Annotated in this window: 24 protein-coding genes, 1 tRNA gene and 1 pseudogene; 9 read left to right on the forward strand and 17 right to left on the reverse strand. The window is 73.2% G+C overall.

The window, feature by feature from the left end; genetic code table 11:
* Positions 1 to 10: 10 nt before the first annotated feature.
* The 7 genes from AB0B40_RS08665 to pdhA all read right to left on the reverse strand — a co-directional run bounded on the left by AB0B40_RS08665 (position 11) and on the right by pdhA (position 8,094).
* Entirely contained in the window at positions 11 to 991 is a 981-nt protein-coding gene (locus AB0B40_RS08665) for an NAD(P)H-quinone oxidoreductase (protein ID WP_362263575.1), read from the reverse strand.
* 29 nt (positions 992 to 1,020) lie between these two features.
* Positions 1,021 to 2,118 carry a potassium channel family protein gene (locus AB0B40_RS08670; RefSeq protein ID WP_362263576.1) on the reverse strand — a complete coding sequence of 366 codons (1,098 nt, stop codon included), beginning with the start codon at positions 2,116 to 2,118 and terminating at the stop codon, positions 1,021 to 1,023.
* The gene (locus AB0B40_RS08675; protein WP_362263577.1) at positions 2,115 to 3,521 is read right to left on the reverse strand and encodes a molybdopterin molybdotransferase MoeA; all 1,407 of its coding nucleotides are present in this window, start codon (positions 3,519 to 3,521) and stop codon (positions 2,115 to 2,117) included. The genes AB0B40_RS08670 and AB0B40_RS08675 overlap by 4 nt, the downstream gene beginning before the upstream one ends.
* Entirely contained in the window at positions 3,518 to 4,429 is a 912-nt protein-coding gene (locus AB0B40_RS08680; RefSeq protein ID WP_345047317.1) for an NTP transferase domain-containing protein, read from the reverse strand. The genes AB0B40_RS08675 and AB0B40_RS08680 overlap by 4 nt, the downstream gene beginning before the upstream one ends.
* A 70-nt stretch (positions 4,430 to 4,499) precedes the next feature.
* On the reverse strand, positions 4,500 to 5,918 hold the full coding sequence (locus AB0B40_RS08685; protein ID WP_362263578.1) for a dihydrolipoamide acetyltransferase family protein: 1,419 nt from the start codon (positions 5,916 to 5,918) through the stop codon (positions 4,500 to 4,502).
* On the reverse strand, positions 5,918 to 6,922 hold the full coding sequence (locus AB0B40_RS08690) for an alpha-ketoacid dehydrogenase subunit beta (protein ID WP_345047314.1): 1,005 nt from the start codon (positions 6,920 to 6,922) through the stop codon (positions 5,918 to 5,920). The genes AB0B40_RS08685 and AB0B40_RS08690 overlap by 1 nt, the downstream gene beginning before the upstream one ends.
* Positions 6,919 to 8,094 carry a pyruvate dehydrogenase (acetyl-transferring) E1 component subunit alpha gene (gene pdhA, locus AB0B40_RS08695; protein WP_362263579.1) on the reverse strand — a complete coding sequence of 392 codons (1,176 nt, stop codon included), beginning with the start codon at positions 8,092 to 8,094 and terminating at the stop codon, positions 6,919 to 6,921. The genes AB0B40_RS08690 and pdhA overlap by 4 nt, the downstream gene beginning before the upstream one ends.
* A gap of 175 nt (positions 8,095 to 8,269) precedes the next feature.
* Between pdhA and AB0B40_RS08700 the strand changes: the two genes are divergently transcribed.
* The gene (locus AB0B40_RS08700; protein WP_362263580.1) at positions 8,270 to 8,770 is read left to right on the forward strand and encodes an Lrp/AsnC family transcriptional regulator; all 501 of its coding nucleotides are present in this window, start codon (positions 8,270 to 8,272) and stop codon (positions 8,768 to 8,770) included.
* Positions 8,771 to 8,772: 2 nt separating this feature from the next.
* Here AB0B40_RS08700 and AB0B40_RS08705 read toward each other — a convergent pair whose 3' ends face one another.
* Entirely contained in the window at positions 8,773 to 9,360 is a 588-nt protein-coding gene (locus AB0B40_RS08705; RefSeq protein WP_345047310.1) for a TetR/AcrR family transcriptional regulator, read from the reverse strand.
* Positions 9,357 to 10,871 (reverse strand): 3-hydroxyacyl-CoA dehydrogenase, encoded by a 1,515-nt coding sequence (locus AB0B40_RS08710; RefSeq protein WP_362263581.1) that lies wholly within the window; start codon positions 10,869 to 10,871, stop codon positions 9,357 to 9,359. Before AB0B40_RS08710 ends, AB0B40_RS08705 begins: the two co-directional genes overlap by 4 nt.
* Before the next feature lie 148 nt (positions 10,872 to 11,019).
* On the opposite strand from AB0B40_RS08710, the gene paaN reads away from it, so the two are divergent.
* Positions 11,020 to 12,711 carry a phenylacetic acid degradation protein PaaN gene (paaN, locus tag AB0B40_RS08715; protein ID WP_362263582.1) on the forward strand — a complete coding sequence of 564 codons (1,692 nt, stop codon included), beginning with the start codon at positions 11,020 to 11,022 and terminating at the stop codon, positions 12,709 to 12,711.
* On the opposite strand, the gene AB0B40_RS08720 is transcribed toward paaN, so the two are convergent.
* The 3 genes from AB0B40_RS08720 to AB0B40_RS08730 are packed head-to-tail and all read right to left on the reverse strand — an operon-like array spanning position 12,708 to position 15,513.
* Positions 12,708 to 13,502, reverse strand: a complete 795-nt coding sequence (locus AB0B40_RS08720; protein WP_345047306.1) for a TrmH family RNA methyltransferase — start codon at positions 13,500 to 13,502, stop codon at positions 12,708 to 12,710. The genes paaN and AB0B40_RS08720 overlap by 4 nt on opposite strands.
* Entirely contained in the window at positions 13,499 to 14,710 is a 1,212-nt protein-coding gene (locus tag AB0B40_RS08725; RefSeq protein ID WP_362263583.1) for an HTTM domain-containing protein, read from the reverse strand. The genes AB0B40_RS08720 and AB0B40_RS08725 overlap by 4 nt, the downstream gene beginning before the upstream one ends.
* Complete coding sequence (locus AB0B40_RS08730) at positions 14,707 to 15,513, reverse strand: DUF5819 family protein (RefSeq protein WP_362263612.1); 807 nt, start codon at positions 15,511 to 15,513, stop codon at positions 14,707 to 14,709. Before AB0B40_RS08730 ends, AB0B40_RS08725 begins: the two co-directional genes overlap by 4 nt.
* 478 nt (positions 15,514 to 15,991) lie before the next feature.
* Here AB0B40_RS08730 and paaA point away from each other — a divergent pair, with 478 nt between their 5' ends.
* From paaA to AB0B40_RS08760, 6 genes are all read left to right on the forward strand, one after another.
* A complete protein-coding gene (paaA, locus tag AB0B40_RS08735) occupies positions 15,992 to 17,008 on the forward strand; it encodes a 1,2-phenylacetyl-CoA epoxidase subunit PaaA (protein WP_345047303.1) in 1,017 nt (338 codons plus the stop codon).
* Positions 17,005 to 17,292 (forward strand): 1,2-phenylacetyl-CoA epoxidase subunit PaaB, encoded by a 288-nt coding sequence (paaB, locus tag AB0B40_RS08740; RefSeq protein WP_345047302.1) that lies wholly within the window; start codon positions 17,005 to 17,007, stop codon positions 17,290 to 17,292. The genes paaA and paaB overlap by 4 nt, the downstream gene beginning before the upstream one ends.
* A gap of 26 nt (positions 17,293 to 17,318) precedes the next feature.
* On the forward strand, positions 17,319 to 18,020 hold the full coding sequence (paaC, locus tag AB0B40_RS08745) for a 1,2-phenylacetyl-CoA epoxidase subunit PaaC (RefSeq protein WP_345047436.1): 702 nt from the start codon (positions 17,319 to 17,321) through the stop codon (positions 18,018 to 18,020).
* A complete protein-coding gene (paaD, locus tag AB0B40_RS08750) occupies positions 18,014 to 18,544 on the forward strand; it encodes a 1,2-phenylacetyl-CoA epoxidase subunit PaaD (protein WP_345047300.1) in 531 nt (176 codons plus the stop codon). The genes paaC and paaD overlap by 7 nt, the downstream gene beginning before the upstream one ends.
* Entirely contained in the window at positions 18,544 to 19,614 is a 1,071-nt protein-coding gene (locus tag AB0B40_RS08755) for a 2Fe-2S iron-sulfur cluster-binding protein (protein ID WP_362263584.1), read from the forward strand. Before paaD ends, AB0B40_RS08755 begins: the two co-directional genes overlap by 1 nt.
* Before the next feature lie 78 nt (positions 19,615 to 19,692).
* Positions 19,693 to 20,835: an acyl-CoA dehydrogenase family protein gene (locus tag AB0B40_RS08760; protein ID WP_345047298.1), complete on the forward strand. Its 1,143-nt coding sequence runs from the start codon at positions 19,693 to 19,695 to the stop codon at positions 20,833 to 20,835.
* A 153-nt stretch (positions 20,836 to 20,988) separates the two neighbouring features.
* Here the strand turns inward: AB0B40_RS08760 and AB0B40_RS08765 are convergent, their stop codons facing one another.
* The 4 genes from AB0B40_RS08765 to AB0B40_RS08780 all read right to left on the reverse strand — a co-directional run bounded on the left by AB0B40_RS08765 (position 20,989) and on the right by AB0B40_RS08780 (position 25,190).
* Positions 20,989 to 21,318 carry a rhodanese-like domain-containing protein gene (locus tag AB0B40_RS08765; protein ID WP_345047434.1) on the reverse strand — a complete coding sequence of 110 codons (330 nt, stop codon included), beginning with the start codon at positions 21,316 to 21,318 and terminating at the stop codon, positions 20,989 to 20,991.
* A gap of 71 nt (positions 21,319 to 21,389) precedes the next feature.
* Positions 21,390 to 22,202, reverse strand: a complete 813-nt coding sequence (locus AB0B40_RS08770) for a hypothetical protein (protein ID WP_345047296.1) — start codon at positions 22,200 to 22,202, stop codon at positions 21,390 to 21,392.
* A 309-nt stretch (positions 22,203 to 22,511) separates the two neighbouring features.
* Complete coding sequence (locus AB0B40_RS08775) at positions 22,512 to 23,951, reverse strand: DUF2252 domain-containing protein (RefSeq protein WP_345047295.1); 1,440 nt, start codon at positions 23,949 to 23,951, stop codon at positions 22,512 to 22,514.
* A 279-nt stretch (positions 23,952 to 24,230) separates the two neighbouring features.
* A complete protein-coding gene (locus tag AB0B40_RS08780; RefSeq protein ID WP_362263585.1) occupies positions 24,231 to 25,190 on the reverse strand; it encodes a D-2-hydroxyacid dehydrogenase family protein in 960 nt (319 codons plus the stop codon).
* 405 nt (positions 25,191 to 25,595) lie between these two features.
* Here AB0B40_RS08780 and AB0B40_RS08785 point away from each other — a divergent pair.
* Positions 25,596 to 25,853, forward strand: a pseudogene (locus AB0B40_RS08785) (hypothetical protein); the annotation flags it as partial.
* Positions 25,854 to 26,065: 212 nt separating this feature from the next.
* On the opposite strand, the gene AB0B40_RS08790 reads toward AB0B40_RS08785, so the two are convergent.
* Positions 26,066 to 26,149 (reverse strand) — tRNA-Leu (locus AB0B40_RS08790).
* Between the last annotated feature and the right edge of the window lie 59 nt (positions 26,150 to 26,208).

Consider the following 26,208-nt stretch of genomic DNA (forward strand, 5'->3'; position numbering starts at 1 on the left):
GGCCCAGCCGCTACGGCGCCACCAGCAGCACCTTCCCGATGTGACCGCTCTCCTCCACCAGGCGGTGGGCCTCTGCCGCCTCCTGCATCGGCAGCTCACGGTCCACCACCGGGCGGACCTGCCCTGCGGCGATCAGGGGCCACACGTGCTCGCGCACGGCGGCGACGATGGCCGCCTTCTCGCTCAGCGGCCGGGCGCGCAGCGAGGTCGCACTGATCGCGGCCCGCTTGTTGAGCAGCGCGCCGATGTTCAGCTCCCCCTTCGCACCGCCCTGCAAGCCGATGATCGCGAGCCGCCCGTTGACGGCGAGGGCCTGGACGTTGCGGTCCAGGTACTTGGCGCCCATGTTGTCGAGGATGACGTCGGCACCCGCACCGTCGCTGGCCTGCCTGATCTCGGCGACGAAGTCCTGCTCGCGGTAGTTGATGAGCACGTCCGCGCCCAGCTCGGCGCAGCAGTCCAGCTTCTCCTTGGTGCCGGCGGTCACCGCGACCTCGGCGCCGACGGCCTTGGCGAGCTGGATCGCCATCGTGCCGATGCCGCTGGAGCCGCCGTGCACCAGCAGCCGTTCACCCGGACGCAGGTGGGAGATCATGAACACGTTGGACCAGACCGTGCAGACCACCTCGGGCAGCGCCGCCGCCCGGGTGAGATCGACACCCTCGGGCACGGGCAGCAGCTGCCCGGCCGGTACGGCCACCTTCTCGGCGTAGCCGCCGCCCGCGAGCAGCGCGCACACCTCGTCGCCGACGGCCCAGCCGGAGACACCGGGGCCGAGCGCGGCGATCCTGCCGGAGCATTCGAGGCCGGGGTAGGGAGAGGCGCCGGGCGGCGGGTTGTAGAAGCCCTGACGCTGCAGGATGTCGGCGCGGTTGACGGCGCTGGCCACCACCTCGACCAGCACCTCGCCCTCGCCGGGCACCGGATCGAGGACCTCGTCCCACACCAGTGCCTCCGGTCCACCAGGTTCGGGAATCGTGATCGCATGCATGCCGATGACGCTACTCCCCACCGGTCCCGTCACTCGTGCGGCAGGGGGCGGGTGTCCGGGGTCACCCGGGCGTCCGGGCCGGCCCGGACGATGGTGATGAGCCGGTCGGTCAGCTGGAGGGTGCCGATGGCCGGATCGTCGTAGCCGAGCACCCGGTGTCCGCGGACGACGCTCACCACGAGGTCGTCGGTCTCACGCGGCCTCTTGCCCGCCTCACCACGGACGACCGGGCGCTCGACCAGGTCCAGGCCGCTGCCCTGCTGGATGAGGTCCTCCATCACCATGCCGGCGGCCGGGCTGAGCACGGACAGTCCGAGCAGCCGGCCGGCCGCGCCGGAGCTGGTGATGACGGCGTCGGCGCCGGACTGTTTGAGCAGCGGGGCGTTCTCCTCCTCGCGGACGGCGGCCACGATCTTGGCGCTGCGGTTGAGCTGGCGGGCGGTCAGGGTGACGAGGACCGAGGTGTCGTCGCGCTGCGGGGCGATGATGATCTGCCGGGCCTTGTGGACCTCGGCGCGCTTGAGCACCTCGCTGCGGGTGGCATCGCCCATGACCCCCGCGTACCCCTCCGCGGTCGCCGCGTCGACCGCCTTGGAGCTGGGGTCGACGACGACCACCTGCTCCTTCCTCAGCCCGGTGGCGCAGACGGTCTGGATGGCCGACCGCCCCTTCGTGCCGAAGCCGATGACGACGGTGTGGTCACGCAAGGTGGACCTCCAGCGGTTCAGGCGCCATTCCTCACGGGTGCGCTCGGTGAGGACCTCCAGCGTGGTGCCGACGAGGATGATCAGGAACAGCACGCGCAGGGGCGTGATGACGAAGATGTTGGTGAGCCGGGCACCGTCGCTGACCGGGGTGATGTCGCCGTAACCGGTGGTGGAGAGGGTGACGGTCGCGTAGTAGAAGGCGTCGAGCAGGTCGACGGAGCCGTCGGAGTTGTCGTGGTAGCCGTCGTGGTCGACGTAGACGACGAACGCGGTGGCGACCAGCACCACCAGGGCCATGATCAGCCGCTGGACGACCTGGCGGATCGGGCGCTCCACCACTTTTCTCGGGAGTTTCACCCGTTGGGTCACCAGGTGTTCGCCCGCTTGGCGGGCGATGGCGTCGTGACCCGGAAGTTTCACGTGAAACACACCCCGATCCCGGCCGCGGCCCACGGCAGGTCCAGCACTTCCGCCTCCTCACCCTGCCGGGCCCCGCCCGGAGGTACGACGGCCAGCCCGTCGGCGGCGGCGATGCCCCGGAGCATGGCCGGGCCGTTGTAGTGCAGCGGCACGGCATGGTCCCCGCGCAGCACCACGGGGATCAGCCGGGTGTCGTACGGGTGCCCCTGCACCGCCTCCCTGAGCGGCAGCCTGTACGGCTCGGGGGCGGGGCGGGCGGCGAGGGTACGAAGGAGCGGTTCGGCGAGCGTGAGCAGGCCGGATACGGCCGCGAGGGGGTTGCCGGGCAGGCCGACGAGGTGCTGGTGGTCCTTGGTGCGGGCCAGCAGCATGGGATGGCCGGGGCGCACCTTGACGCCGTCGACGAGGAGTTCGGCGCCGATGCGTTCCAGGATCGGGTGGACGTGGTCGACGGGCCCGGCCGCGGTGCCGCCCGTGGTGATGATCAGGTCGGCCTTGGACCCGGTGACCGCCTTGCGGAGCGCCTGGGCGTCGTCGCCGATCCGGCGGACCGCGATGACCTCTGCCCCGAGCGCGCGCAGCCAGGAGGGCAGCATGGGGCCGAGCGCGTCCCTGATCAGCCCGTCGTGCGGCAGGCCCTCGGTCAGCAACTCGTCGCCGAGGACGAGGACTTCGGCACGGGGACGCGGGACGACGGTGACCGTGTCGTAGCCGGCCGCCGCAGCGAGGCCCAGGACGGCGGGAGTGACCAGGGTGCCCACGGGCAGCAACTGGTCGCCGATGCGGCACTCCTGGCCGCGGGGCCGGATGTCCTGGCCGTGGAGCATCTCGCGGGTGGTGTGCAGCCGCCCCTGGGCGTCGATCCGGCCGTGTTCGGTGCGCAGGACGGCGGTGGTGTCGGCGGGGATCCGGGCGCCGGTGGCGATACGCACGGCCTCGCCGTCGGTGAGCGGTTCGGGCTGCGCGTGTCCGGCGAGCACCCCCTCGTCCCGTACCTGCCAGGGGCCGGGCCCGGCGACCGCCCAGCCGTCCATCGCGGAGGTGTCGAAGGAGGGCAGGTCGGTGAGCGCGTCGAGGGCGGCGGCCAGGACCAGTCCGAGGGCGTCGGCGAGGGGCACGGAGACGGGGACGCGTCGGGCGCCGCCCGTGCCCTTCGGGCCCTGGGTCCGCGCGGCCCGGGCGGCGGTCTCCCGGGCCCGGGGCCAGGGAACGGCCCTGTGCCGCTCGGCGGGCCGTTCACCGGAGGGCTGCGGGGGCGGCCCGGGCGGCCGGCCCGTGCCGTCGTCCGCGCCGTCGTCCCGGTTCTCCCGGGGGCCTTCTCTCACCAGCGCCAGGGCCTCCTCGACGTCGAGGTCGTCCGTGTCCTCGGCGGGCGTCTGCGCCCGGGTGCCGGGGGCGGTCATCCGGCGTCCGGGGCGCTCGGGCCCCCCTTGTTCTCGTTTTTGCCGCCGTCGCTCTCCTCTTCCCAGCGGAGGGCGAGTGCGGCGATCCTGCGGGCGGCCTCGGCGACGGCCTCGGGGTCGCCCTTGCCCTTCGCCGCCGCGTAGCCGACGAGGAAGGTCGTCAGCGGCGCGGCGGGGCGGGCCACGCCGTGTGCGGCGTCACGGGCCAGGTCGAGCAGGACGCCGGTGTCGACGTCCAGGTCGATACCCAGTTCGTCCTTGACTGCGGAGATCCATTCATCCAACACGTACCCATGCTCCCTGATCCGTGCCCTGGCGTTGGCGATGTCGTCCCAGGTGTCGCAGTCGAACGACGCGAGTGGGTCCGGAACGCGGGTGAGACGCAGGGCGCCGGTCAGCCGGCGCAGGGGAAGGCCGGTCAGGCCGCCGTGCGTGGCGGCGAGGGCGGTCAGGCCGTGGCGCAGGGCCGCGGTGCGGTAGGCGGCCACGAGCGGCTGGTCCCGGCCGTCGGCGTCGGTGAGCAGCGCGCCGTCGGCACCGCTGTCCTGAAGGGCGGTCAGCAGCCTTCCCACCGTGTCCCCTTCGAGGAAGGGCAGGTCGGCGGAGAGCACGACGGTGTGGCCTGCGGTGGCGCACCGCAGGCCGGCCTCCAGCGCGGCGACCGGTCCGCCGCCGGGCGGCTCCTCGCGCGCCCAGCGCACCGGCCGGACGGTGGGCCGGGGAGCGGCCACGACGACGGTCGTCCGGGCGTCCGCGCAGGCCGTGAGCACCCGGTCGAGCAGCGCGCGGCCCCCGACCCGGAGCCCGGGTTTGTCGGCCCCGCCGAGCCGCCGGGCGGCGCCGCCGGCCAGCACGACGGCGTCGTACGGCGCGGGCGCCCCGAAAACGGCGGGTGCGGTCTCGGTCACCCCCCGAGTATGTCCTGCCGGCCCCTCCTTGCGGACCTGTCGGACGCCACGGCGTGCGCCCGCGCGTCTCTCACAGCGTGCGCAACAGCACCGCCGGCTGTTCCACGCAGTCCGCCACATAGCGCAGGAAGCCGCCCGCCGTGCCCCCGTCGCACACCCGGTGGTCGAAGGTGAGCGAGAGCTGTACGACCTGGCGGACGGCCAGCTCGCCCTCGTGCACCCACGGCTTGGGGACGATGCGGCCGACGCCCAGCATGGCCGCCTCGGGGTGGTTGACGATCGGGGTGGAGCCGTCGACGCCGAACACGCCGTAGTTGTTCAGCGTGAAGGTTCCGCCGGTGAGTTCCGCGGGGGTCAGCGTGCCCGTGCGGGCGGCCTCGGTGAGCCGGGCGAACTCGGCGGTCAGGGATTCGGCGTGGCGCGCGTGGGCGTCCCGGACGACCGGCACGACCAGCCCGCGTTCGGTCTGCGCGGCGAACCCGAGGTGGACGTGGCCGAGCTGGACGATCTCGCGAGCCTCGGTGTCGACGTAGGAGTTCAGCTCGGGAAACCGGGCCAGGGCGGCCGTGCAGATGCGGGCGAGCAGCGCCAGGAGGGAGATCTTCGGGCCTCCCGCGGCGTTGATCGCGGTCCGGGAGCGCATGAGCTCGGTCGCGTCGGCGTCGACCCAGCAGGTCGCGTCCGGGATCTCCCGGCGGCTGCGGGAGAGCTTGTCGGCGACGGCACCGCGGAGGCCCTTGAGCGGGATCCGGACCTCGCCCTCGGCACGTGGGGCGACCGCGGCGGCCGGTACGGCCCGGTCGCCGGCCGTGCGGGCGGGCGCGGTGCCGGTCCGCAGCGCGTCCTCGACGTCCGCGCGCACGATGAGCCCGTCCGGTCCGGAGCCGGTCAGCCGCCGCAGGTCCACGCCGTTGTCCCGGGCGAGCTTGCGCACGAGGGGGGAGATCACGGGGACCGGGCCCTCGGCCGGCACGGCCGCGGACACCGGCACGGCCGCGGACACCGGCGGGGCCGCGGGTGTCCGCGCCGTGGCCGGTGCGGTCCCGCGCGTGGGGGGTGCCGTCGCGGTGATGCCGGGTTTCGGGGCCTGCCCGTTGCCGGTGGCCGTACCCGCCCTCCCGGTGGGCCGCGCCCGCCCGTCGGCTGCGGTCGTGGCCGCCCGGACCCGGCGCCGGCGTGCCGCCGGGGCCTGGGTGCCGTAGCCCACCAGGACGTTGCCCGAGCCTTCCGGCTCCGCCGCCGGTTCGCCCACGGCGACCGTCAGGAGCGGAGAGCCGACGGGCAGTTCGGTGCCCTCCTCGCCGAAGCGCGCGGTGACCACGCCGCCGTAGGGGCAGGGCACCTCGACCATCGCCTTGGCCGTCTCGACCTCGACCACCGGCTGGTCGACGGTGACCACGTCACCGACCTGGACCAGCCAGCGGACGATCTCCGCCTCGGTGAGTCCCTCCCCGAGGTCGGGCAGCTTGAACTCCAGCACCTGAGCCATCAGCCCTCGGCCTCCCACTGCAGCCGGGCCACGGCGTCCAGGATGCGGTCGACGCCGGGCAGGTGGTGCCGCTCCAGCATGGGCGGCGGATACGGGATGTCGAACCCGGCGACACGCAGCACCGGCGCCTCCAGGTGGTGGAAGCAGCGCTCGGTGATCCGGGCCGCGATCTCGCCGCCCGGCCCGCCGAACCCGGTGGACTCGTGCACGACGACCGCGCGGCCGGTGCGCCGCACGGCCGCGCAGACCGTCTCGTCGTCGAACGGCACCAGGGAGCGCAGGTCGACGACCTCCAGGTCCCAGCCCTCCGCCCGGGCGGCCTCGGCGGCCTCCAGGCAGACCGGCAGCGAGGGACCGTAGGTGACGAGGGTGGCGCTGCGGCCGGAGCGGCGCACCACGGCCCGGCCGATGGGCTCGACCTCCGTCGGCCGCTCGGGGTTCCAGGTGTCCTTCGACCAGTACAGCCGCTTGGGCTCCAGGAAGACGACCGGGTCGTCGGAGGCGATGGCCTGGCGCAGCAGTCCGTAGGCGTCGGAGACGGTGGCCGGGGTGACGACATGGAGCCCCGGGGTCGCCATGTAGTAGGCCTCGGAGGAGTCGCTGTGGTGCTCGACGCCGCCGATGCCGCCGCCGTAGGGGACGCGCACGGTGATCGGCAGGGGCATCCTGCCGCGGGTGCGGTTGCGCATCCGGGAGACATGGCTGATCAGCTGCTCGAACGCCGGGTAGGCGAAGGCGTCGAACTGCATCTCCACCACGGGCCGCAGGCCGTACATGGCCATGCCGACGGCGGTGCCGAGGATGCCGGCCTCGGCGAGCGGGGTGTCGGTGCAGCGGTCCTCGCCGAACTCCTTGGCGAGGCCGTCGGTGACGCGGAAGACACCGCCGAGGGTGCCGACGTCCTCGCCCATGACGTGCACGGTGGGGTCGGCGGCCAGCGCGTCGCGCATCGCGCGCGTGAGGGCCTGCGCCATGGTGGCGGGCTTGACGGCGACGGTCGTCATCGGGCGCCGCCTTCCCGCGCGCCGGGCTCCTCGCCGTGCTCGCCGTGCTGCTCCTGCCCGGCCTCCAGCTCGGCCCGCAACAGGGCGCGCTGCTCGCGCAGTTGCGCCGTCGTCTCGGCGTAGACGTGGTCGAAGAGGTCCATCGGGTCGAGTTCGGGGTCCCGGTTCATGCGCTCCCGCAAGGAGGCGGCCATCGTCTCGGCGTCCTGCCGGACGGCCTCCACACCGGCCTCGTCCAGCAGCCCGCGCGTGGTCAGTTCGCGTTCCAGCAGCTCGACCGGGTCGTGGGCGCGCCAGGCTTCGACCTCGGCGTCGCCCCGGTACCGGGTGGCGTCGTCGGCGTTGGTGTGGGCGTCGATGCGGTACGTCACCGCCTCGACCAGGGTGGGTCCGCCGCCCGCGCGCGCGTGCCGTACGGCGTCGGCGAGGACCTCGTGCACGGCCGCGGCGTCGTTGCCGTCGACCAGCCGGCCCGGCATGCCGTAGCCGACGGCCTTGTGCGCCAGGGAGGGCGCGGCGGTCTGCTTGGCGAGCGGGACGGAGATGGCGAAGCCGTTGTTCTGCACCAGGAAGACGACCGGCGCCTGCCAGACGGCGGCGAAGTTCAGTGCCTCGTGGAAGTCGCCCTCGCTGGTGCCGCCGTCGCCGACCATGGCGAGCGCGACCACGTCGTCGCCCTTGAGGCGGGCGGCGTGGGCGAGGCCGACGGCGTGCGGCAGCTGGGTGGCCAGCGGGGTGCTGAGGGGGGCCACCCGGTGGGCGTAGGGGTCGTAGCCGTTGTGCCAGTCGCCGCGCAGCAGGGTGAGCACCTCGACCGGGTCCACCCCCCGGGCGACGACGGCGAGCGTGTCGCGGTAGCTGGGGAAGAGCCAGTCGCGCTCCTGAAGCGCCAGGGCGGCGGCGACCTCGCAGGCCTCCTGGCCGGTGCTGGACGGGTAGACGGCGAGCCGGCCCTGCTTGGTCAGGGCGGTGGCCTGCGTGTTGTACCGGCGCCCGCGCACCAGCTCGGCGTACAGCCGGCGCAGCAGGCCGGGGTCGGCCTTCGCGGCCGACTCGGTGCCGAGGACGCGGTAGGGCTCGGCGTCGGGCAGCAGCGGCGCGGGGTCCATACGGGGCTGCCAGGCGGGCGGCGGCGATGGCCGGTACGCGCCCCGCTGCTCCAGAACCGTCATGACGGCACCTCCTCGTGGGAGCGGCTACGGGAGACGAGTCGGCTGTGACCCGTCTCACCTACCGATTGTTCGGTCGCCGGCACATTTTGGCTACAGGCCCCTCCAGGCTGTGGACAAACGGTTCTGCACAGCCTGGAATGAACGCAGGACGTCCACGGCGAGGGAGCGGGGGGACATGGAGCCTGAACAAATGGCCGAAGAGCCGCAGGAACGTGTCACGCTTGCGCCGCCGCGTCCGCTGGACGCCATCGACCAGGACATCCTCAGGATCCTGCAGGCGGACGGCCGGGCCTCGATACGGTCCGTCGCCGAACGCGTCCACGTCTCGCGCGCCAACGCCTACGCGCGTATCAACCGGCTCGTCGAGGACGGGGTGATCCGCGGCTTCAGCGCCCGGGTGGACCACGAGCGGGCGGGCCACGGCACCTCCGCGTACATCACGCTGAAGATCGTGCAGAACAGCTGGCGCACGGTCCGCGAACGGCTCAGGCTGCTGCCCGGCGCCTCGCACATCGCCCTGGTGGGCGGCGACTTCGATGTGCTGCTGCTGGTGCACACACCCGACAACAGGGCGCTGCGCGAGCTGGTGCTGACGCGGCTCCAGGCGATCCCCGAGGTGCTCAGCACCCGCACGCTGCTGGTGTTCGAGGAGGAGGACCTGGAGCCGGACACCTGAGGTCAGGCCTCGCGCAGCCCCGAGAAGACCAGCCGGACGACGGCGTCGGCCACCTCCCGGCCGCTCGCGCCCCGCGCGTCCGGCCGGTACCACTCCACGATGGAGTTGATCATGCCGAAGACCAGCCGGGTGGCCAGGCGGACCTCCACGTCACCGCGCACGTCACCCTCGGCCGCCGCCGCCTTCAGCAGCTCGGCGACGCGGTGGTCGAAGTCGCGGCGGCGCTCCAGCGCCCACCGCTCGGTCTCGGTGTTGCCGCGCACCCGCAGCAGCAGCGTCACGTAGGGCAGTTCGGCTATGAGCACCTCGACCATGCGGCGCACGACGTGCTCCAGCCGGTCGGCGGGCCGCCCCACGCGCGCGTGCTCCTCGTCCAGGGTGGCGAACAGGCCGTCCAGGGCACGGCTGACGGCCCGGCGCAGCAACTCCTCCTTGCCGCTGACGTGGTGGTAGATCGACGACTTGGAGATGCCGGCCGCCTTGGACAGGTGCTCCATGGAGGTGCCGTCGTAACCGCGCTCGTTGAAGACCCGCACGGCGACGGAGAGCAGCGTCTCGGGCGTGTAGGTGTCGCGTCTGGCGGTGGTCATACGGAGCCCTCCCGCTTGTCGATGGCGTACGCGTGGCGGTAGAGCGCGAGGGAGGGCGCGTAGCGTCCGGAGGGGTCACGCTCGTGCATCTCGTCCAGGATGTCGAAGGCGAACTCGCGGCCGAGCCGGCGGTCCCATTCGAATGGGCCGAGCGGGTAGTTGACGCCCAGGCGCATCGCGGTGTCGATGTCCTCCTCGGTGGCCACGCCCTTGGCGACGGCGTCGTGGGCGAGGTCGATGATCCGGGCGACCGTGCGGGCGACGATCATGCCGGGGACGTCCCCGATGACGCTGACCTCCTTGCCGAGGGCCTGGAACAGCCCGGTCGCCTCGGCGAGGGTGTGCGGCGAGGTGTCCTGGGAGGCGGACAGGGCGATCCGGGTGGCCGTGCGGTAGTCCAGGGCGAGGTCGAAGTGGACGACGTCCCGGAACTCCGCGGAGGTCTGGCCGTCGGCGAGGACCAGGTGGCCGCCGCTGGGCAGCACCAGCCGGGAGCCGTTGTCCTCGTCCTCCTCGCGGACCTGGATGCCCGCCTCGCGGACCAGGGTGAGCAGCCCGGCCGCCGGGCCCAGGTCGCCCTCGGCGACCACGTAGGCGGGCGGCTGCTCCTTGTCGGCGGTGTGCGGCTCGGGCCGGTCGGCGCCGTCGGCGTGGTCGTACCAGCCGCGCCCGCTCTTGCGGCCGAGCCGGCCCGACTCCACCAGCCGCCGCTGGGCCAGGGAGGGGGTGAAGCGCACGTCCTGGAAGAAGGACTGCCACACGGAGTGGGTGACGGACTCGTTGACGTCCTGGCCGATCAGGTCGGTCAGTTCGAAGGCGCCCATCCTGAAGCCGCCGCACTCGCGCAGGACCGCGTCGATGGTCGCCGGGTCGGCGGCCTGCGCCTCGTAGACGGCGAACGCCTCGGCGTAGAAGGGGCGGGCGATGCGGTTGACGATGAAGCCGGGGGTGTCCGCGCAGGCCACCGGTGTCTTGCCCCAGACACGGGCCGTCTCGTACGCGCGCGTGGCCGACGTGACGTCGGTGGCGAACCCGGAGACCACCTCGACCAGCGGCAGCAGCGGCGCCGGGTTGAAGAAGTGCAGGCCGACGAGACGGCCCGGGTGGCGCAGCGGGCCGCCGATGGCCGTCACCGACAGCGAGGAGGTGTTGGTGGCGAGCAGGCAGTCCTCGGCGACGATCTCCTCCAGCCGGCCGAAGAGTTCCTGCTTGACGTCCAGCCGCTCCAGGACGGCCTCCACGACCAGGGCACAGTCGGCCAGCTCCGCGAGGCCGTCCGCGGGCCTGAGGCGGGCACGGGCCGCGTCCCGGTCGTCAGCGGCGAGCCGGCCCTTCTCCACGAGCCGGTCGAGGCGGGCGCCGATCGCTCCGGCCGCGTCCCGGGCCCGCCCGGGAACGGCGTCGTACAGCCGCACGGGATGGCCGGCGACCAGCGCGACCTGGGCGATTCCCTGACCCATGGTGCCGGTGCCGACGACGGCCACGGGGCTGCTGAGGTCGAGTGCTGTCATGTGCGCGATCCTCCCGCACGGCGTTTTCCACAGATGCGCCGGACCCCCTTGTCCCGACCGATCGTTCGGTTACTCTATCTCTGACTGGCAGCCCCTGCCCAGGTCACGGACTCGACGAAGAGCTCTCCAGACGAGGAGTTGGTCCCGCATGGCCGCCGAACTGACCGCGCACGAGCTGATCGAGAAGCATCGGCCCACCCTGGACCAGGCACTCGAAGCGATCCGTACGCGCGCGTACTGGTCCCCGCACCCCGAGCACCCGAAGGCCTACGGCGAGAACGGCAGCCTGGACGCGGCGGCGGGCAAGGCCGCCTTCGACGCCCTGCTGGGCAGCCGGATCGACCTGGGCCAGCCCGGCACGGACGACTGGGTGGGCGGCGAGGTCTCGCCGTACGGCGTCGAGCTGGGCGTGACGTACCCGCACGCGGACGTCGACGTGCTGCTTCCGGCGATGCGGGCCGGGCAGCGGGCCTGGCGGGACGCGGGGCCGGAGACCCGGGCGGTGGTCTGCCTGGAGATCCTGAAGCGGATCAGCGACCGGACGCACGAGTTCGCGCACGCCGTCATGCACACCAGCGGACAGGCGTTCATGATGGCGTTCCAGGCCGGCGGCCCGCACGCCCAGGACCGCGGCCTGGAAGCGGTCGCCTACGCGTACGCGGAGCAGGTCCGCACGCCCGGGACGGCGGAGTGGACCAAGCCGCAGGGCAAGCGCGACCCGCTGACCCTCACCAAGCGGTTCACACCCGTCCCGCGCGGCACCGCCCTGGTCATCGGCTGCAACACCTTCCCGACCTGGAACGGCTACCCGGGCCTGTTCGCCTCCCTGGCCACCGGCAACGCGGTCCTGGTCAAGCCGCACCCGCGCGCGGTGCTGCCGCTCGCGCTGACCGTCCAGGCCGCCCGGGACGTGCTGGCCGCGGCCGGCTTCGACCCGAACCTGGTGGCCCTGGCCGCCGAGCGCCCCGGCGAGGGCATCGCCAAGACCCTCGCCACCCGCCCCGAGATCCGGATCATCGACTACACCGGTTCGACGTCCTTCGGTGACTGGCTGGAGGCCAATGCCCGCCAGGCGCAGGTCTACACGGAGAAGGCCGGCGTCAACACGGTGCTCGTGCACTCCACGGACGACTACAAGGGCATGCTGTCCAACCTGGCGTTCTCCCTGTCGCTGTACAGCGGCCAGATGTGCACGACCCCGCAGAACCTGCTCGTCCCCCGCGACGGCATCGGCACCGACCAGGGCCCCAAGACCTTCGACGAGGTCACCGCCGACCTCGCCCGCGCGGTCGACGGCCTGCTCGGCGACGACGCGCGCGCGAACGCCCTGCTGGGCGCGATCGTCAATCCGGACGTCAAGGCGCGCCTGGAGGCCGCGGCCGGTCTCGGCGAGGTCGCCCTGGCCTCCCGCGAGATCACCAACCCGGAGTTCCCGGACGCGGTGGTCCGCACCCCCGTCATCGTCAAGCTGGACGGCGCCAAGCCGGACGCCGAGGCCGCCTACATGAGCGAGTGCTTCGGCCCGGTCTCCTTCGCGGTCGCCGTCGACTCGGTGACGGACGCGGTGGAGTTGCTGCGCCGTACGGTCCGGGAGAAGGGCGCGATGACGGTCGGCGCGTACACCACGGACGCCGGGACCGAACGGGCCGTCGAGGAGGTCTGCCTGGAGGAGGCCGCCCAGCTCTCCCTGAACCTCACCGGCGGGGTCTACGTCAACCAGACGGCCGCCTTCTCCGACTTCCACGGCTCGGGCGGCAACCCGGCGGCGAACGCGGCCCTCACCGACAGCGCGTTCGTGGCCAACCGCTTCCGGATGGTGGAGGTGCGACGGGAGGCCTAGGGGTTCCGGAGAGGCCCCAGGGTCCTCCCGCAAGGACCCTGGGCGGCGGGTGCGCCCCCGGTCGCGCTCCAGTGGTAGAGCGCCATCGCCACGCTGGTGGCCAGGTTGTAGCTGGAGACCTGGGGGCGCATCGGCAGTGCCAGCAGATGGTCGGCGCGGGCGCGCAGCTGTGCCGACAGGCCGGTGCGTTCCGAGCCGAAGGCCAGCACGGCGTCGTCGGGCAGCCGGACGCCGCGGATGTCCTCGCCCTCCGGATCAAGGGCGAACAGCGGTCCGGCGGGCAGCTCGGCGACAGCGAGGCGTTCCACGGCGGTGGCGAAGTGCAGGCCCGCGCCGCCGCGTACCACTGTGGGATGCCAGGGGTCGAGCGTGCCCGTGGTGACCACGCCGGTCGCCCCGAAGCCGGCCGCCAGCCGGATCACGGCGCCGGCGTTGCCCAGGTTGCGCGGGTTGTCCAGGACCACGACGGGGGCGGTGCGGGGCGTACGGGCGAGCGCGCGCAGACCGGCCTCGCGGGACGGCCGTACCGCGAGGGCGGCCACGCCGGTCGGATGGGGGCGCGGCACGAGGGTGGCGTACTCCTGCTCGGACACCTCCGTCAGCAGGTCGTCCAGAGTGGCGTGTACGTCCCCGGCCAGCTCCTCGGCGAGGGCCAGTGCGGCCGCCCGGTCGGTGGTGACGGCGAACGGCACCTCGGCGCCGAAGCGCAGCGCGTGCTTCAGGGCGTGGAAGCCGTCGAGCAAGACGGCCCCCTCCGCGTGCGCACGCCAGCCGCTCAGCGGGTCGGTCATGCGGTGAACCCTACGTGGTCGGCCGTGCTCTCCTCCGGGGAGCGCGGCGCCGGGACCGTACGGCCGGGGTGCCGGGCGAGCCGTCCCCGCGCGCGTGCCGACAGATCGCCGAGCCGGCGCAGGAAGGACGTCGGCAGGAAGACCGCGTCGGCGGCGATCATCGCCAGCGAGAAGAACGGCAGGCCGAGGACGACCGCGATCACCGCGTGCTCGGTCATCATCAGCACCAGCAGGACGTTCTTCACCCGCCGGTTGAACAGGGTGAACGGGAAGGCGACCTGCACCATGACCGTGCCGTAGGCCACGATCAACATGATCGTGCCGCTGGAGGACATGAGGTCGGCGAGTCCGGGCCAGGGGGAGAAGTAGTCCAGGTGCAGCGGGTAGTAGACCGCGGTGCCGTCCTGCCAGCGCGAGCCCTGGATCTTGTACCAGCCGGCCGTGGCGTAGATCAGGCACGCCTCGGCCATGATCACGACCAGGGCTCCGTTGTGCAGGACGTTGGCGAGCACGTCCAGCAGGGTCCGGGGCTCGCGCCAGGCCTCCCGGCGTCCGACGGCCCACCACAGGCCGAGGGCCGCCCAGGACGTCCACAGCAGCGTCGGGACCAGCCAGTCGCCGTCGAACCGCCCGGTCAGGGTCGCCGTGCCGAGAGCCAGGCCGAGCACCGCCCACAGCACCGGCCCCGTCCGGTCGGCGGGCACGTGTGCCCCACGCGCGCGTGCCGCGGCGTCGCGTGCCGCGCGGCGGGCGTCGAGGGACCACACCTGTCCGCAGCGCGTGAAGACCAGGTAGATGGACATCAGGTGCAGAACGTTGTCGCCGCCGTCGCCGACGAAGACGCTGCGGTTCTGCAGCGACAGCACGCCGACCATGAACAGCACGGAGGCGGTCCGGGTGCGCCAGCCGAGCATCAGGGCCGCGGCGGCGAGGACGGCCAGCGCGTAGCAGCACTCGAACCAGAGCTGTCCGTCGGACCACAGCAGCGCCGTGAAGGCGTGGTTGTCGCCGGTCAGCTCCTTGGCGAGGTTCCAGCCCCACGGCCCGGAGGGACCGTACAGCTCCTGGCGGTGGGGGAACTCACGCAGCAGGAACAGCAGCCAGGTACCGGCGAAGCCGATCCGTATGACGGCGCTCTGGTACGGCCCGAGGGCCGCCTCGGTCACCCGCGCGATACCGCGGGACAAGGGGAGGGAGGGACCGTTCACCGCACACCTCCCGCGGCCTCGTCGGACGTGAGGGACCACCAGGGCAGCAGGCGGTAGACCGGCTTGACGGAGATCTGCTCACGGCTCCACGACGGCGGCCGCACATTGGTGGTGCTGGAACGGACCTGCACGCGCTGGATCACGCCTCCTCGGCTCGTCGGATCGTCCCGGTACAGGCGCATCACCACGATGCGGCGCAGGTACTGCTCGGACAGCGAGCCGCGCATGCCCACGGGACGGTTGTCGGCACCGTGCGTGGAGGCGAAGAAGTCCCAGGCCCGGCGCAGCTCGTTCTGCTGGGTGTGGCTGGGCACCAGGTTGCCGTCGATGGCGGCGCCGTCCTGGGCGGACAGGTCGGTCCACCCGGTGGTGCGCAGGCCGCCGTCACGCATCCGCACCTCGGCGCGGACCTGTACGGCGATGTTCTGCTGGAGGGGGTTGGGGGCGAACAGCTTCCAGTTCTGCTCGAACTCCGGATAGACCCAGTCCTGTACCGCCTGGCCGTGCTGTTTCGTCACCGTGTTCGCGGGCGCCAGGCTGAGGAACACCATCAGCAGGTGCACACAGCCGGCGACGCCGACGACGGCGAGGGCCAGCGCCGCGGCGATCTGGTAGCGGGGGGAGAGCGCGGCGACGCCGGCGCGGGGCGGGGACGGCGGATCCGACTCCGGGCACTCCGGGCGCTCCGGGCTCTCGGGGCGCTCCGGGCCCCCCGCGCGCTCCGGGGGTTCTTCCGGGAGACGCGTCCCGGCCGACCCGTCGAGGGCCTGTGGGCCCCGCGAGTCCTCGTCGTACGCGTCCATTCCGTCCCGTCCCCCGTCTCGGCTCATACGGTCAGCTCGTCGTTCAGCTCGGTCGTTCAGCTCGGTCGTTCGGCCCGGCCGTCCGCCTCAGCGGCTCGGCCGAGCGGGACGGCCCGGTGGCGCGGCGCCGTCGCGGGCGCCGCAGGCTTCCCGAGCGCCACGTCGGGGCGCTCGCACGGAACGGTACTCAGCCCCGGGCACCGGGCGCAGCCCCGGGTACGGGCCGACGGAGGTGGTCCTCGCCACGCGGCACGGCCCGGGGCCCTCGCCGCCCGGCCGCCCGGGGGCCGCACGCCGGCCGCCCGGCGTGCCTCCGGCCCGCTCGGGGCCCTGTCCACAGGCTGCTCCGCCGAGTTTTCCACAGCGGTTGACACCCCGTGGCGGCCCGGCACACCATGGATGCGCATGGACCGAACGATCGGTCGGGACGAAGCGAACGGACAGTGCTCACCGCAGAGCCCGAGGTCAGGGGGACCGCATGGCCACAGCAGCCGCGCAGCGCACGGCCGGAACACCGGCGGACGGCGCGCCGGACACCGTCGACACGGCGGCCTATCAGCACGCCTTCGACGTGGCCGTGGCCGCCGACGAGCGCATCGAACCGCGCGACTGGATGCCCGACGCCTACCGCGCGACCCTGGTCCGGCAGATCGCCCAGCACGCGCACTCCGAGATCATCGGCATGCAGCCGGAGGCCAACTGGATCACCCGCGCGCCCTCGCTGCGCCGCAAGGCGATCCTGATGGCCAAGGTCCAGGACGAGGCCGGCCACGGCCTGTACCTGTACAGCGCGGCGGAGACCCTCGGCACCGGCCGCGACGAACTGCTCGACAAACTGCACACCGGCCGCCAGAAGTACTCCTCGATCTTCAATTACCCGACCCTGACCTGGGCCGACGTCGGTGCGATCGGCTGGCTGGTGGACGGCGCCGCGATCACCAACCAGGTCCCCCTGTGCCGCTGCTCCTACGGTCCGTACGCCCGCGCGATGGTGCGGATCTGCAAGGAGGAGTCCTTCCACCAGCGCCAGGGCTATGAGCTGCTGCTGGCCCTCAGCAAGGGCACGCCCGAGCAGCACGCCATGGCCCAGGACGCCGTGGACCGCTGGTGGTGGCCGTCACTGATGATGTTCGGCCCGCCCGACGACGAGTCCCAGCACTCCGCCCAGTCGATGGAGTGGAAGATCAAGCGCCACTCCAACGACGAACTGCGCCAGCGCTTCGTGGACATCTGTGTCCCCCAGGCCGAGTCCCTGGACCTCACCCTCCCCGACCCCGAGCTGAGGTGGAACGAGGAGCGGGGGCACTACGACTTCGGCCCGATCGACTGGACCGAGTTCTGGGACGTCCTCAAGGGCAACGGCCCCTGCAACGACCAGCGGATAACCCAGCGCAGGCGTGCCCACGACGAGGGCGCCTGGGTACGGGAAGCCGCCGCGGCATACGCGGCCAAGCACACCGGCGACACCGGTGAGACGGGAGCGACGCGAGCATGAGCACCACCGACTGGCCCCTGTGGGAGGTCTTCGTGCGCTCCCGGCGCGGCCTCTCCCACACCCACGCCGGAAGCCTGCACGCGCCCGACGCCGAACTGGCCCTGCGCAACGCCCGCGACCTGTACACCCGCCGCGGCGAGGGCGTGTCCATCTGGGTGGTACCGGCCGCCGCGATCACCGCCACCTCGCCGGACGAGAAGGACCCCTTCTTCGAGCCGGCCGCCGACAAGCCCTACCGCCACCCGACCTTCTACGAGATCCCGGAAGGGGTGAAGCACCTGTGACCGCCACCGGCCACGGCACCGTCCCGGTGACCGCCGCGCTCGCCCTCGGCGACGACGCCCTGGTCCTCTCCCACCGCCTCGGGGAGTGGGCCGGGCACGCCCCCGTCCTGGAGGAGGAGGTCGCCCTCGCCAACATCGCCCTGGACCTGCTCGGACAGGCCCGGGTACTGCTGTCGCTGGCCGGCGACGAGGACCAACTGGCCTACCTCCGGGAGGAACGCGCCTTCCGCAACCTCCAGCTGGTCGAGCAGCCGAACGGCGACTTCGCGCACACCATCGCCCGCCAGCTCTACTTCTCCACGTACCAGCAGCTGCTCTACGGCGAACTCGCCGCCGGTGACGGTCCCTTCGCACCGCTTGCCGCCAAGGCGGTGAAGGAGGTCGCCTACCACCGCGATCACGCCGAGCAGTGGACGCTGCGGCTCGGCGACGGCACGGAGACCAGCCACGAGCGGATGCGGCGGGCCTCGGACGCGCTGTGGCGGTTCACCGGGGAGATGTTCCAGCCGGTCGAGGGCCTGGACACCGACTGGCCGGCCCTGGAGGACCACTGGCTCACGTCGGTCACGGACGTGCTCGGCCGGGCCGGTCTGACCGTCCCGGAAGGCCCGCGCACCGGCGCCTGGTCGGCGGGCGCCGGCCGGCAGGGCCTGCACACCGAGCCGTTCGGCCGGATGCTCGCCGAGATGCAGCACCTGCACCGCAGCCATCCGGGGGCGACATGGTGACGGACACCGCCCTGGAGGCGGAGCTGCTGGAGCTGGCCGGGGCGGTGCCCGACCCCGAGCTGCCCGTGCTCACCCTGCGTGAGCTGGGCGTGCTGCGCGCGGTGCACGTGCACGGCACCGACGCGGTGGAGGTCGACCTGACCCCCACCTACACCGGCTGCCCGGCCGTCGAGGCGATGAGTCTCGACATCGAGCGGGTGCTGCGCGCCCACGGCATGCGCGAGGTCACCGTCCGCACGGTGCTCGCCCCCGCCTGGTCGACCGACGACATCACCCCGGAAGGGCGCGAGAAACTCCGCGAGTTCGGAATCGCTCCCCCGAGGGTGCGGCACGACGACGGCCCGGTTCCGCTCACTCTGGGCCCGACCCGCGCACAGGACACCCCGGCGACCGAACCGGTCCGCTGCCCGCACTGCGGCTCGGCCGAGACCGAGCTGCTGAGCCGGTTCTCCTCCACCGCGTGCAAGGCGCTGCGCCGCTGCCTTGCCTGCCGCGAACCGTTCGACCACTTCAAGGAGTTGTGATGGCACGCTTCCACCCGCTCCCGGTGGCCGCGGTCGACCGGCTCACGGACGACTCCGTCGCCCTCACCATCTCCGTCCCGCCCGAGCTGCGCGAGGAGTACCGGCACGCGCCGGGCCAGCACCTCGCGCTGCGCCGCCGGACCGACGGCACGGAGATCCGGCGCACGTACTCGATCTGCTCACCCGCCCCCGACCCGGCCGGTGACGGCCCGGACCGCCTGCGGGTGGGGGTGCGGCTGGTCGACGGCGGGGCCTTCTCGACGTACGCGCTGAAGGAGATCGGCGTCGGGGACGAGCTGGAGGTGATGACCCCGGCGGGCCGCTTCACACTCGAACCGGCGCCGGGCCTGTACGCGGCGGTGGTCGGCGGCAGCGGCATCACCCCGGTGCTGTCCATCGTCGCCACACTGCTGGCACGCGAGCCGGCGGCCCGGTTCTGCCTGATACGCAGCGACCGTACGGCCGCGTCCACGATGTTCCTGGAGGAGGTCGCCGACCTGAAGGACCGCTATCCGCAGCGGTTTCAGCTGGTGACCGTGCTCTCCCGGGAGGAGCAGCAGGCGGGCCTGCCGTCGGGGCGGCTCGACCGGGACCGGCTCGCCGGGCTGCTGCCCGCGCTGCTGCCGGTGGAACAGGTGGCGGGCTGGTTCCTGTGCGGGCCGTACGGGCTGGTGCAGGGCGCGGAGCGGGCGCTGCGCGGACTGGGTGTGGCGCGGGACCTCATCCATGAGGAGATCTTCCACGTGGACGCGGGGTCGGCGCCGGCGGCCATGAGTGCGGCACCCGCGCACACGCACAGCACCGTCACCGCCCGGCTCGACGGCCGCGGCGGCACCTGGCCGGTGCGGGACGGCGAGTCACTGCTGGAGACGGTCCTGCGCAACCGCCCCGACGCGCCCTACGCCTGCAAGGGCGGGGTCTGTGGAACGTGCCGGGCCTTCCTGGTCGAGGGCGAGGTGCGGATGGACCGCAACTTCGCGCTGGAGACGGAGGAGACGGAAGGCGGGTACGTACTGGCCTGCCAGTCGCATCCGCTGACCGAAATGGTGGAGCTCGACTTCGACCGCTGACGCCACCGTTCCCTTCTTCTAGAACCTGTTCTATCTTGACGGACCGTCAGATGACCGGACCCGCCGGGAGGACAGGCCGTGGACTTCACCTTCACCGAGGAGCAGCTGGCGGCATCCGAGGCGGCGCGGGGGGTGTTCGCCGGGGTGGTGCCGGACGCGGTGCCCAGTCCGGCGCTCACCCTCGGCGCCGTGGCCGAGGGCTTCGACCGGGCGCTGTGGTCCCGGCTCGCCGACGCGGGCCTGCTGAGCCTGCTGCTGGCCGAGGCGCACGGCGGAGCGGGCCTCGACCCCATCGCGCTGTGTCTGGTGCTGCGCGAGGCCGGCCAGGTGCTGGCGCGGGTGCCGCTGCTGGAACACAGCGCCGCCGCCGCGGCCGTGCAGGTCCACGGCGGCCCCGAGCTGGCCGCCCGTCTGCTGCACCGGGCGGGGCGCGGCGAGCTGGTGCTGACCGTCGCGGCACACGGACGTACCGGCCACGACCCGGCGGAGCAGGCCGTCACCGCGCGCCGGGACGGACGGGCGTGGCTGCTGGACGGGGTGCAGACGGCGGTGCCGTGGGCGTACGACGCGGACCTGGTCGTCGTACCGGCGTGCACGGGGACAACGGCTGCCGGCCGGACCGTGCTGGCGCTGGTGCCGCGCGAGGCGGACGGGGTCGTGGCGGCCGAGCAGGTCTCCACCAGCGGTGAGCGGCTGGCGGAGCTGCGGCTGCGATCGGTGCGGGTCGAGCCGGGCGATGTGATCGAGGCCGACGGCGCCTGGGAGTGGCTGCAGGCGCTGCTGGTGACCGGGACGTGCGCGCTGGCGCTCGGGCTGGGTGAGCGGGTGCTGCGGATGACCGGCGACTACACCGGGAAGCGGGAACAGTTCGGGCACCCGATCGCGACGTTCCAGGCGGTGGCCATGCAGGCCGCGGACCGGTACATCGACCTGCGCGCCATGGAGGCCACCCTGTGGCAGGCCGCGTGGCGGATCGCCTCCGGGGCACCGGGGCCGCTGCCCGCCGCCGGGGACGTCGCCGTGGCGAAGATCTGGGCGGCGGAGGGGGTACGGCGGGTGGTGCAGACGGCACAGCATCTGCACGGCGGGTTCGGCGCGGACACCGACTACCCGCTGCACCGCTACCACGCCTGGGCCAAGCACCTGGAGCTGGCGCTCGGCCCGGCGTCGGCGCACGAGGAGAGGCTCGGCGACCTGCTGGCCGCCCACCCGCTCGACTGAGCAGGCGGCTCACCGGCCCGCCTCCGGGAGGCTCCGGCTTGCGGCTTACGGGTGGCGGCCACAGTCGTTCGGCTGCGGCCTGCGGGTTGCGGCCTGCGGGTGCGGCCTGCGGGTTGCGGGTTGCGGCCACAGCCTCCGGCTACAGGCTCCGGACTACAGGACGAAGCCCGGCTTGCCGTCGTCGGTGACGACCTCGCGGCCGGTCTGCTGCCAGTACTGCATGCCGCCGTCGACGTTCACCGCGTCGATGCCCTGCTGCACCAGGTACATGGTGACCTGGGCCGAGCGGCCGCCCGAGCGGCAGATGACGTGCACGCGGCCGTCCTGCGGGGCGGCCTCGGTCAGCTCGCCGTAGCGGGCCACGAAATCGCTGATGGGAATGTGCAGCGCTCCCTCGGCGTGGCCCGCCTGCCACTCGTCGTCCTCGCGGACGTCCAGCAGGAAGTCACCGTCCTTGAGGTCCGTCACCTGGACCGTGGGCACACCAGCTCCGAAATTCATGGCTCCGACGCTACCCGAAGCACAGGGCGGTCCGCCCTGCCCGGCAGCCCGGCTCAGTCCTGCCCCAGCAGCACGGCCAGCTCCTCCTCCCGCCGGGTGATGTCGGCGCGCAGCCGGCCGGCGATCTCCTCGAGCAGGCCGTCGGGGTCGTCCGGAGCGAGGCGGAGCAGCCCGGCGATCGCGCCGTCCTCCAGTTCACGGGCGACCAGGGCGATCAGCTCCTTGCGCTGGGCGAGCCATTCGAGGCGGGCGTACAGCTCCTCGGCGGGGCTCGGACGGCGCTCGGGCGGCACCGGCCCGGCGGCCCACTCGGCGGCCAGCTCCATGAGAAGGGTCTCGTCGCCACGGGCGTAGGCGGCGTTGACCCGGCTCAGGAACTCCTCGCGCCGCTTGCGCTCCTCTTCCTCCTGGGCGAGGTCGGGGTGGGCCTTGCGGGCGAGGTCGCGGTAGAGCTTGCGGGCCTCCTCGCTGGGCCGGACCCGCTGCGGAGGCCGTACCTCCTGGTCGGTGAGCATGGCGGTGGCCTCGGGGAACAGGCCGTTGCCGTCCATCCAGCCGTGGAGCAGTTCCTCCACGCCCGGGATCGGCAGCACATGGGCCCGGGCCTCCGCGGCACGGCGGATGTCCTCGGGGTCGCCGGTGCGGGCGGCCTTCGCCTCGGCGATCTCCGCGTCCAGTTCCTCGATGCGGAGGTAGAGGGGGCCGAGTCGCTGCTCGTGCAGGCGGGAGAAGTTCTCGACCTCGACGCGGAACGTCTCCACGGCGATCTCGTACTCGATCAACGCCTGCTCGGCGGCCCGTACGGCCTGTTCCAGCCGTTCCTCTGGGCGTGGCGGCGGGGACTGGTCGGCTTCGGGGGTCGTCACCCGCCCAGCGTAGCGCTGTGCTCGGCTCGGTCTTGGGTCCTGGGTCCTGGGTCCTGGGTTCCGGTGCGGTGAAGCGGGCGGCGGTTCCTGATACGGCCTCTCGCCGTGGGGAGCCACGGCGTCTCGCCATGGGGGGCGGGACCGTCGCCGGGTGCGGGCCCGTCGTGGCCGGGCGCGCGGTTCTCCGCGACCCCGGCCGGGCGCGCGGTTCTCCGCGACCCCGGCCGGGACTGTCGTCACCGCCTGCTCGACCGGGCCGGGGTGCGCAGGCGCCTCAGCCCGTCACACCCCCGGCCCACCCCGTAGTCCTCACACTCCCGTCTCGGCCGCGATCCGGCCCGCGCGTATAGCCGCGAGCAGGTCCGCGTGGTCCGCCTCCGTGCGGTCGGCGTAGGCGACGGCGAACGCGGCGATCGCCTCGTCCAGCTCCTCGTTCTTGCCGCAGTACCCGGCGATCAGCCGCGGGTCGGCGCTGTGGGAGTGGGCGCGGGCCAGGAGGGCGCCCGTCATGCGGCCGTAGTCGTCGATCTCGTCGGTGGCGAGGGCGGCCGGGTCGACGCTGCCCTTGCGGTTGCGGAACTGGCGCACCTGGTAGGGGCGCCCCTCGACGGTGGTCCAGCCGAGCAGGATGTCGCTGACGACCTGCATCCGCTGCTGGCCGAGGACCACCCGGCGGCCCTCGTGCGCCACCGGCGGGGTCGCGAAGCCGGCCGCGGCCAGGTGCGGGACGAGCGCGGAGGGACGGGCCTCCTTCACCTGGAGGACCAGGGGCTCTCCGCGGTGGTCGAGCAGCAGGACGACGTACGAGCGGGTGCCGACGCTGCCGGTGCCGACCACCCGGAAGGCGACGTCGTGCACGGCGTGCCGGCCGAGCAGGGGGTGGAGGTCCTCGCCGAGTGTGCCGACGTACTCCTCCAGAGAGGCGACGACCGCCGCGGCCTCGGCGTCCGGGATGCGGCGCAGCACCGGCGGGGCGGCCACGAACCGGCGCCCGCCGTCCTCGGCCGCCTCGGTCGACTTCGCCGCGAACCGGCCGCTGGTGTTGGACCGGGCCTTGTCCGAGACCCGCTGGAGCGTGCCGAGCAGGTCGTGGGCGTCGGTGTGGGAGACCAGTTCCTCGTCCGCGATGGCGTTCCAGGCATCAAGCACGGGCAGCTTCGCGAGGAGCCGCATGGTGCGGCGGTAGGCACCGGCCGCGTCGCGGGCCGCCGCGCGACAGGTGTCCTCGTCGGCGCCCGCCGCCCGGCCGGCGAGCACCAGCGAGGCCGCGAGCCGCTTCAGGTCCCACTCCCAGGGGCCGTGCGCGGTCTCGTCGAAGTCGTTGAGGTCGATGACGAGGTCGCCGCGAGCGTCGCCGTACAGCCCGAAGTTGGCCGCGTGCGCGTCCCCGCATATCTGCGTGCCGATCCCGGTCGTCGGGGTACGCGCGAGGTCGTACGCCATGAGACCGGCCGCGCCGCGCAGGAAGGCGAACGGGCCGGCCGCCATCCGGCCCACCCGCAGCGGGGTCAGCTCGGGGATGCGGCCGGCGTTCGACTCGGCCACCGCGCTCACCGCGTCGGGGCGGCCGGCGTCCAGGTCGAGGGTGTGGTGGGCGGAGCGGGGCACGCTCGACCGGAGCGCCTTGCCCTCCCTCTTCGGCGAAACCGACGGGTCCCGGGGCGGCCACTGGGCGAATCCACGCACCCGGGGCAGCCGGCGCCCGCCCCGGTCCGCCGCGTCCGTCGCTCCCACACCCGTTCCGGTCACCGTGACCGCCTCCCCCGTACTGCACCGCGCCTTCGGCAGGCGCCGATACGAACATCAACTCGGAGACCGTACAACCAGTGGCCGAAACGCGTCAGACCCTGTGGACAACGCCACCAGCCGGTGCACCGGGACACACCTCACAGGAGGGCGACGGCAGCCCCTGCCCGCGTCTTGCGCTCCCCCGCACGCACGGCCGGCCGCCGGCGGCCGCCCGGCCGTGGCATCCGGTCAGCCGTGGCATCCAGTCAGCCGTGGCACCCGGTCAGCCGTGGCACCCGGTCAGCCGAGACGGCGTACCGGATCGCCCGCGAGGAACGCCTGGATGTCCTCGACGGCGTGGCTGTAGTACGTCGCGTAGTTGGCCTGCGAGACGTAGCCGAGGTGCGGGGTGGCGAGCAGCCGCGGGGCCGTGCGCAGCGGGTGGTCGGCGGGGAGCGGTTCGATGTCGAAGACGTCCACGCCGGCCCCGGCGAACCGGCCCTCGCGCAGGGCGGCGAGCAGCGCGTCCTGGTCGACGATGGCCGCCCGCGAGGTGTTGATCAGGTAGGCGGTGGGCTGGAGGAGGGAGAGTTCCGTCGGGCCCAGCAGGCCGCGGGTGCGGTCGCTGAGCGCGAGGTGGATCGAGACGAAGTCACTGGTGCGCAGCAACTCCTCCTTCGAGGCGGCCAGTTCGACCCCCACCTCCTCGGCGCGCTCCTTGGTGAGGTGCTGGCTCCAGGCGCTGACGCGCATCCCGAAGGCCAGACCCACCTGGGCGACCCGGCTGCCGATCTTGCCCAGGCCCAGCAGGCCGAGCCGGCGGCCGTGCAGGTCCGCGCCGACGGTGGACTGCCAGGGGCCTCCCTCGCGCAGCGCGTTGTTCTCGGCCACGAGGTTGCGGGCGAGGCCCAGCAGCAGGGCCCAGGTCAGCTCGACCGGCGGGGTGGAGGAGCTGGCGGTGCCGCACACCGTCACCCCGCACCGCTCCGCGGCGGCGTGGTCGATGACCGAGTTGCGCATACCGGAGGCGACGAGCAGCCGCAGCCGCGGCAGGCGGTCCAGCAGCGTGCCCGGGAACGGCACCCGCTCGCGCAGGGTGACGACTATGTCGAAGTCGGCCAGGAGAGCGGCGAGTTCGTCCTCGTCGGCGATGTGCTCGCGGAAGCTGACGACCTCGACGCGGTCCTCCACCGGGGTCCAGTCGGCCGAGTCGAGGGCGGCGTTCTGGAAGTCGTCGAGAACGGCACAGCGCAGTCGCATGTCAGTTGCCTCCGTGGTCGGTGCTGGTGGTGGCGCCGTGGCCGGCAGCCGTCGGCAGGCCGATCCCACCACGTTGCACGGCCGTACGGGATCTCGGCGCCGGACACCGACGGCACCCGGGCACGGGGGAACCCGGGCACCCGGCGTGCAGCATGAGGGTGTCGCCGGGAGGGCACCGCTCGGCTCGCTGACCGCGGGCCCGGCGACGCGCGGCGCCGGCTGCCACAACGAACGGATGCCGATGTCCATGACCCGCTCGCGGCCCAGGACGCCGGCGAGGGTGGTGGCCGGGTCGGGGGCTTCGTCCGGGACTCCGGTCCGGGTCCGCGAGATCTGTCCGCCGTCGTCGGTGGCGGGAATGGTGCCCTGGCCGCCGACAGCCCGGCCGGTGCCTCCGTCCGGGTCTTCCCCGTCTTCGCCCGCGGAGTGATCCACGCCCCCGGCGCCAAGAAGGCCGTCGGGCGGCTCAAGACCGAGGTGCGCTGCGGCGGGGTGCCGGTGAACGCCGACGACGTCGTGGTGGCCGACGAGGACGAGGGCGTCGCCGTCCCCGCGGCCCGCCGGGAGGACGAGGGCGTCGTGGTCGTCCCCGCGGCCCGCCGGGACGAGGTGTTGACCGCCACCAGGGCCAAACCGGCCGAGGAGGCGGGCGGAACCCTCGATTCGAGGACTGACCAGGGAGTTGGCCAACGCGGACCGGCCGCGCCGCCGTTCGGCCAGTCAACCCTGAGACCTTCCTCACACGGAACGGTCCGCTCCCGCACGCCCGGAGACAAGCGTCACACAGCACGCAGAAAAAGGAATGGGCCGCATCGTGATCACGATGCGGCCCATTCCGTCGGTGCAACCAGAGCACTTTCGTCGGTGCTCCTGCGTGCGCGAGGGGGGAGTTGAACCCCCACGCCCTTGCGGGCACTGGAACCTGAATCCAGCGCGTCTGCCTATTCCGCCACCCGCGCATTGGGTGTGTCTTCCGGCTTCGGCCCTTTCGGGCTGGCCCCTTCCGACATCCAGAACA

Origin of the sequence: Streptomyces sp. NPDC042638 (genome assembly GCF_040647235.1) — a bacterium.
GTDB lineage: Bacteria > Actinomycetota > Actinomycetes > Streptomycetales > Streptomycetaceae > Streptomyces > Streptomyces rameus.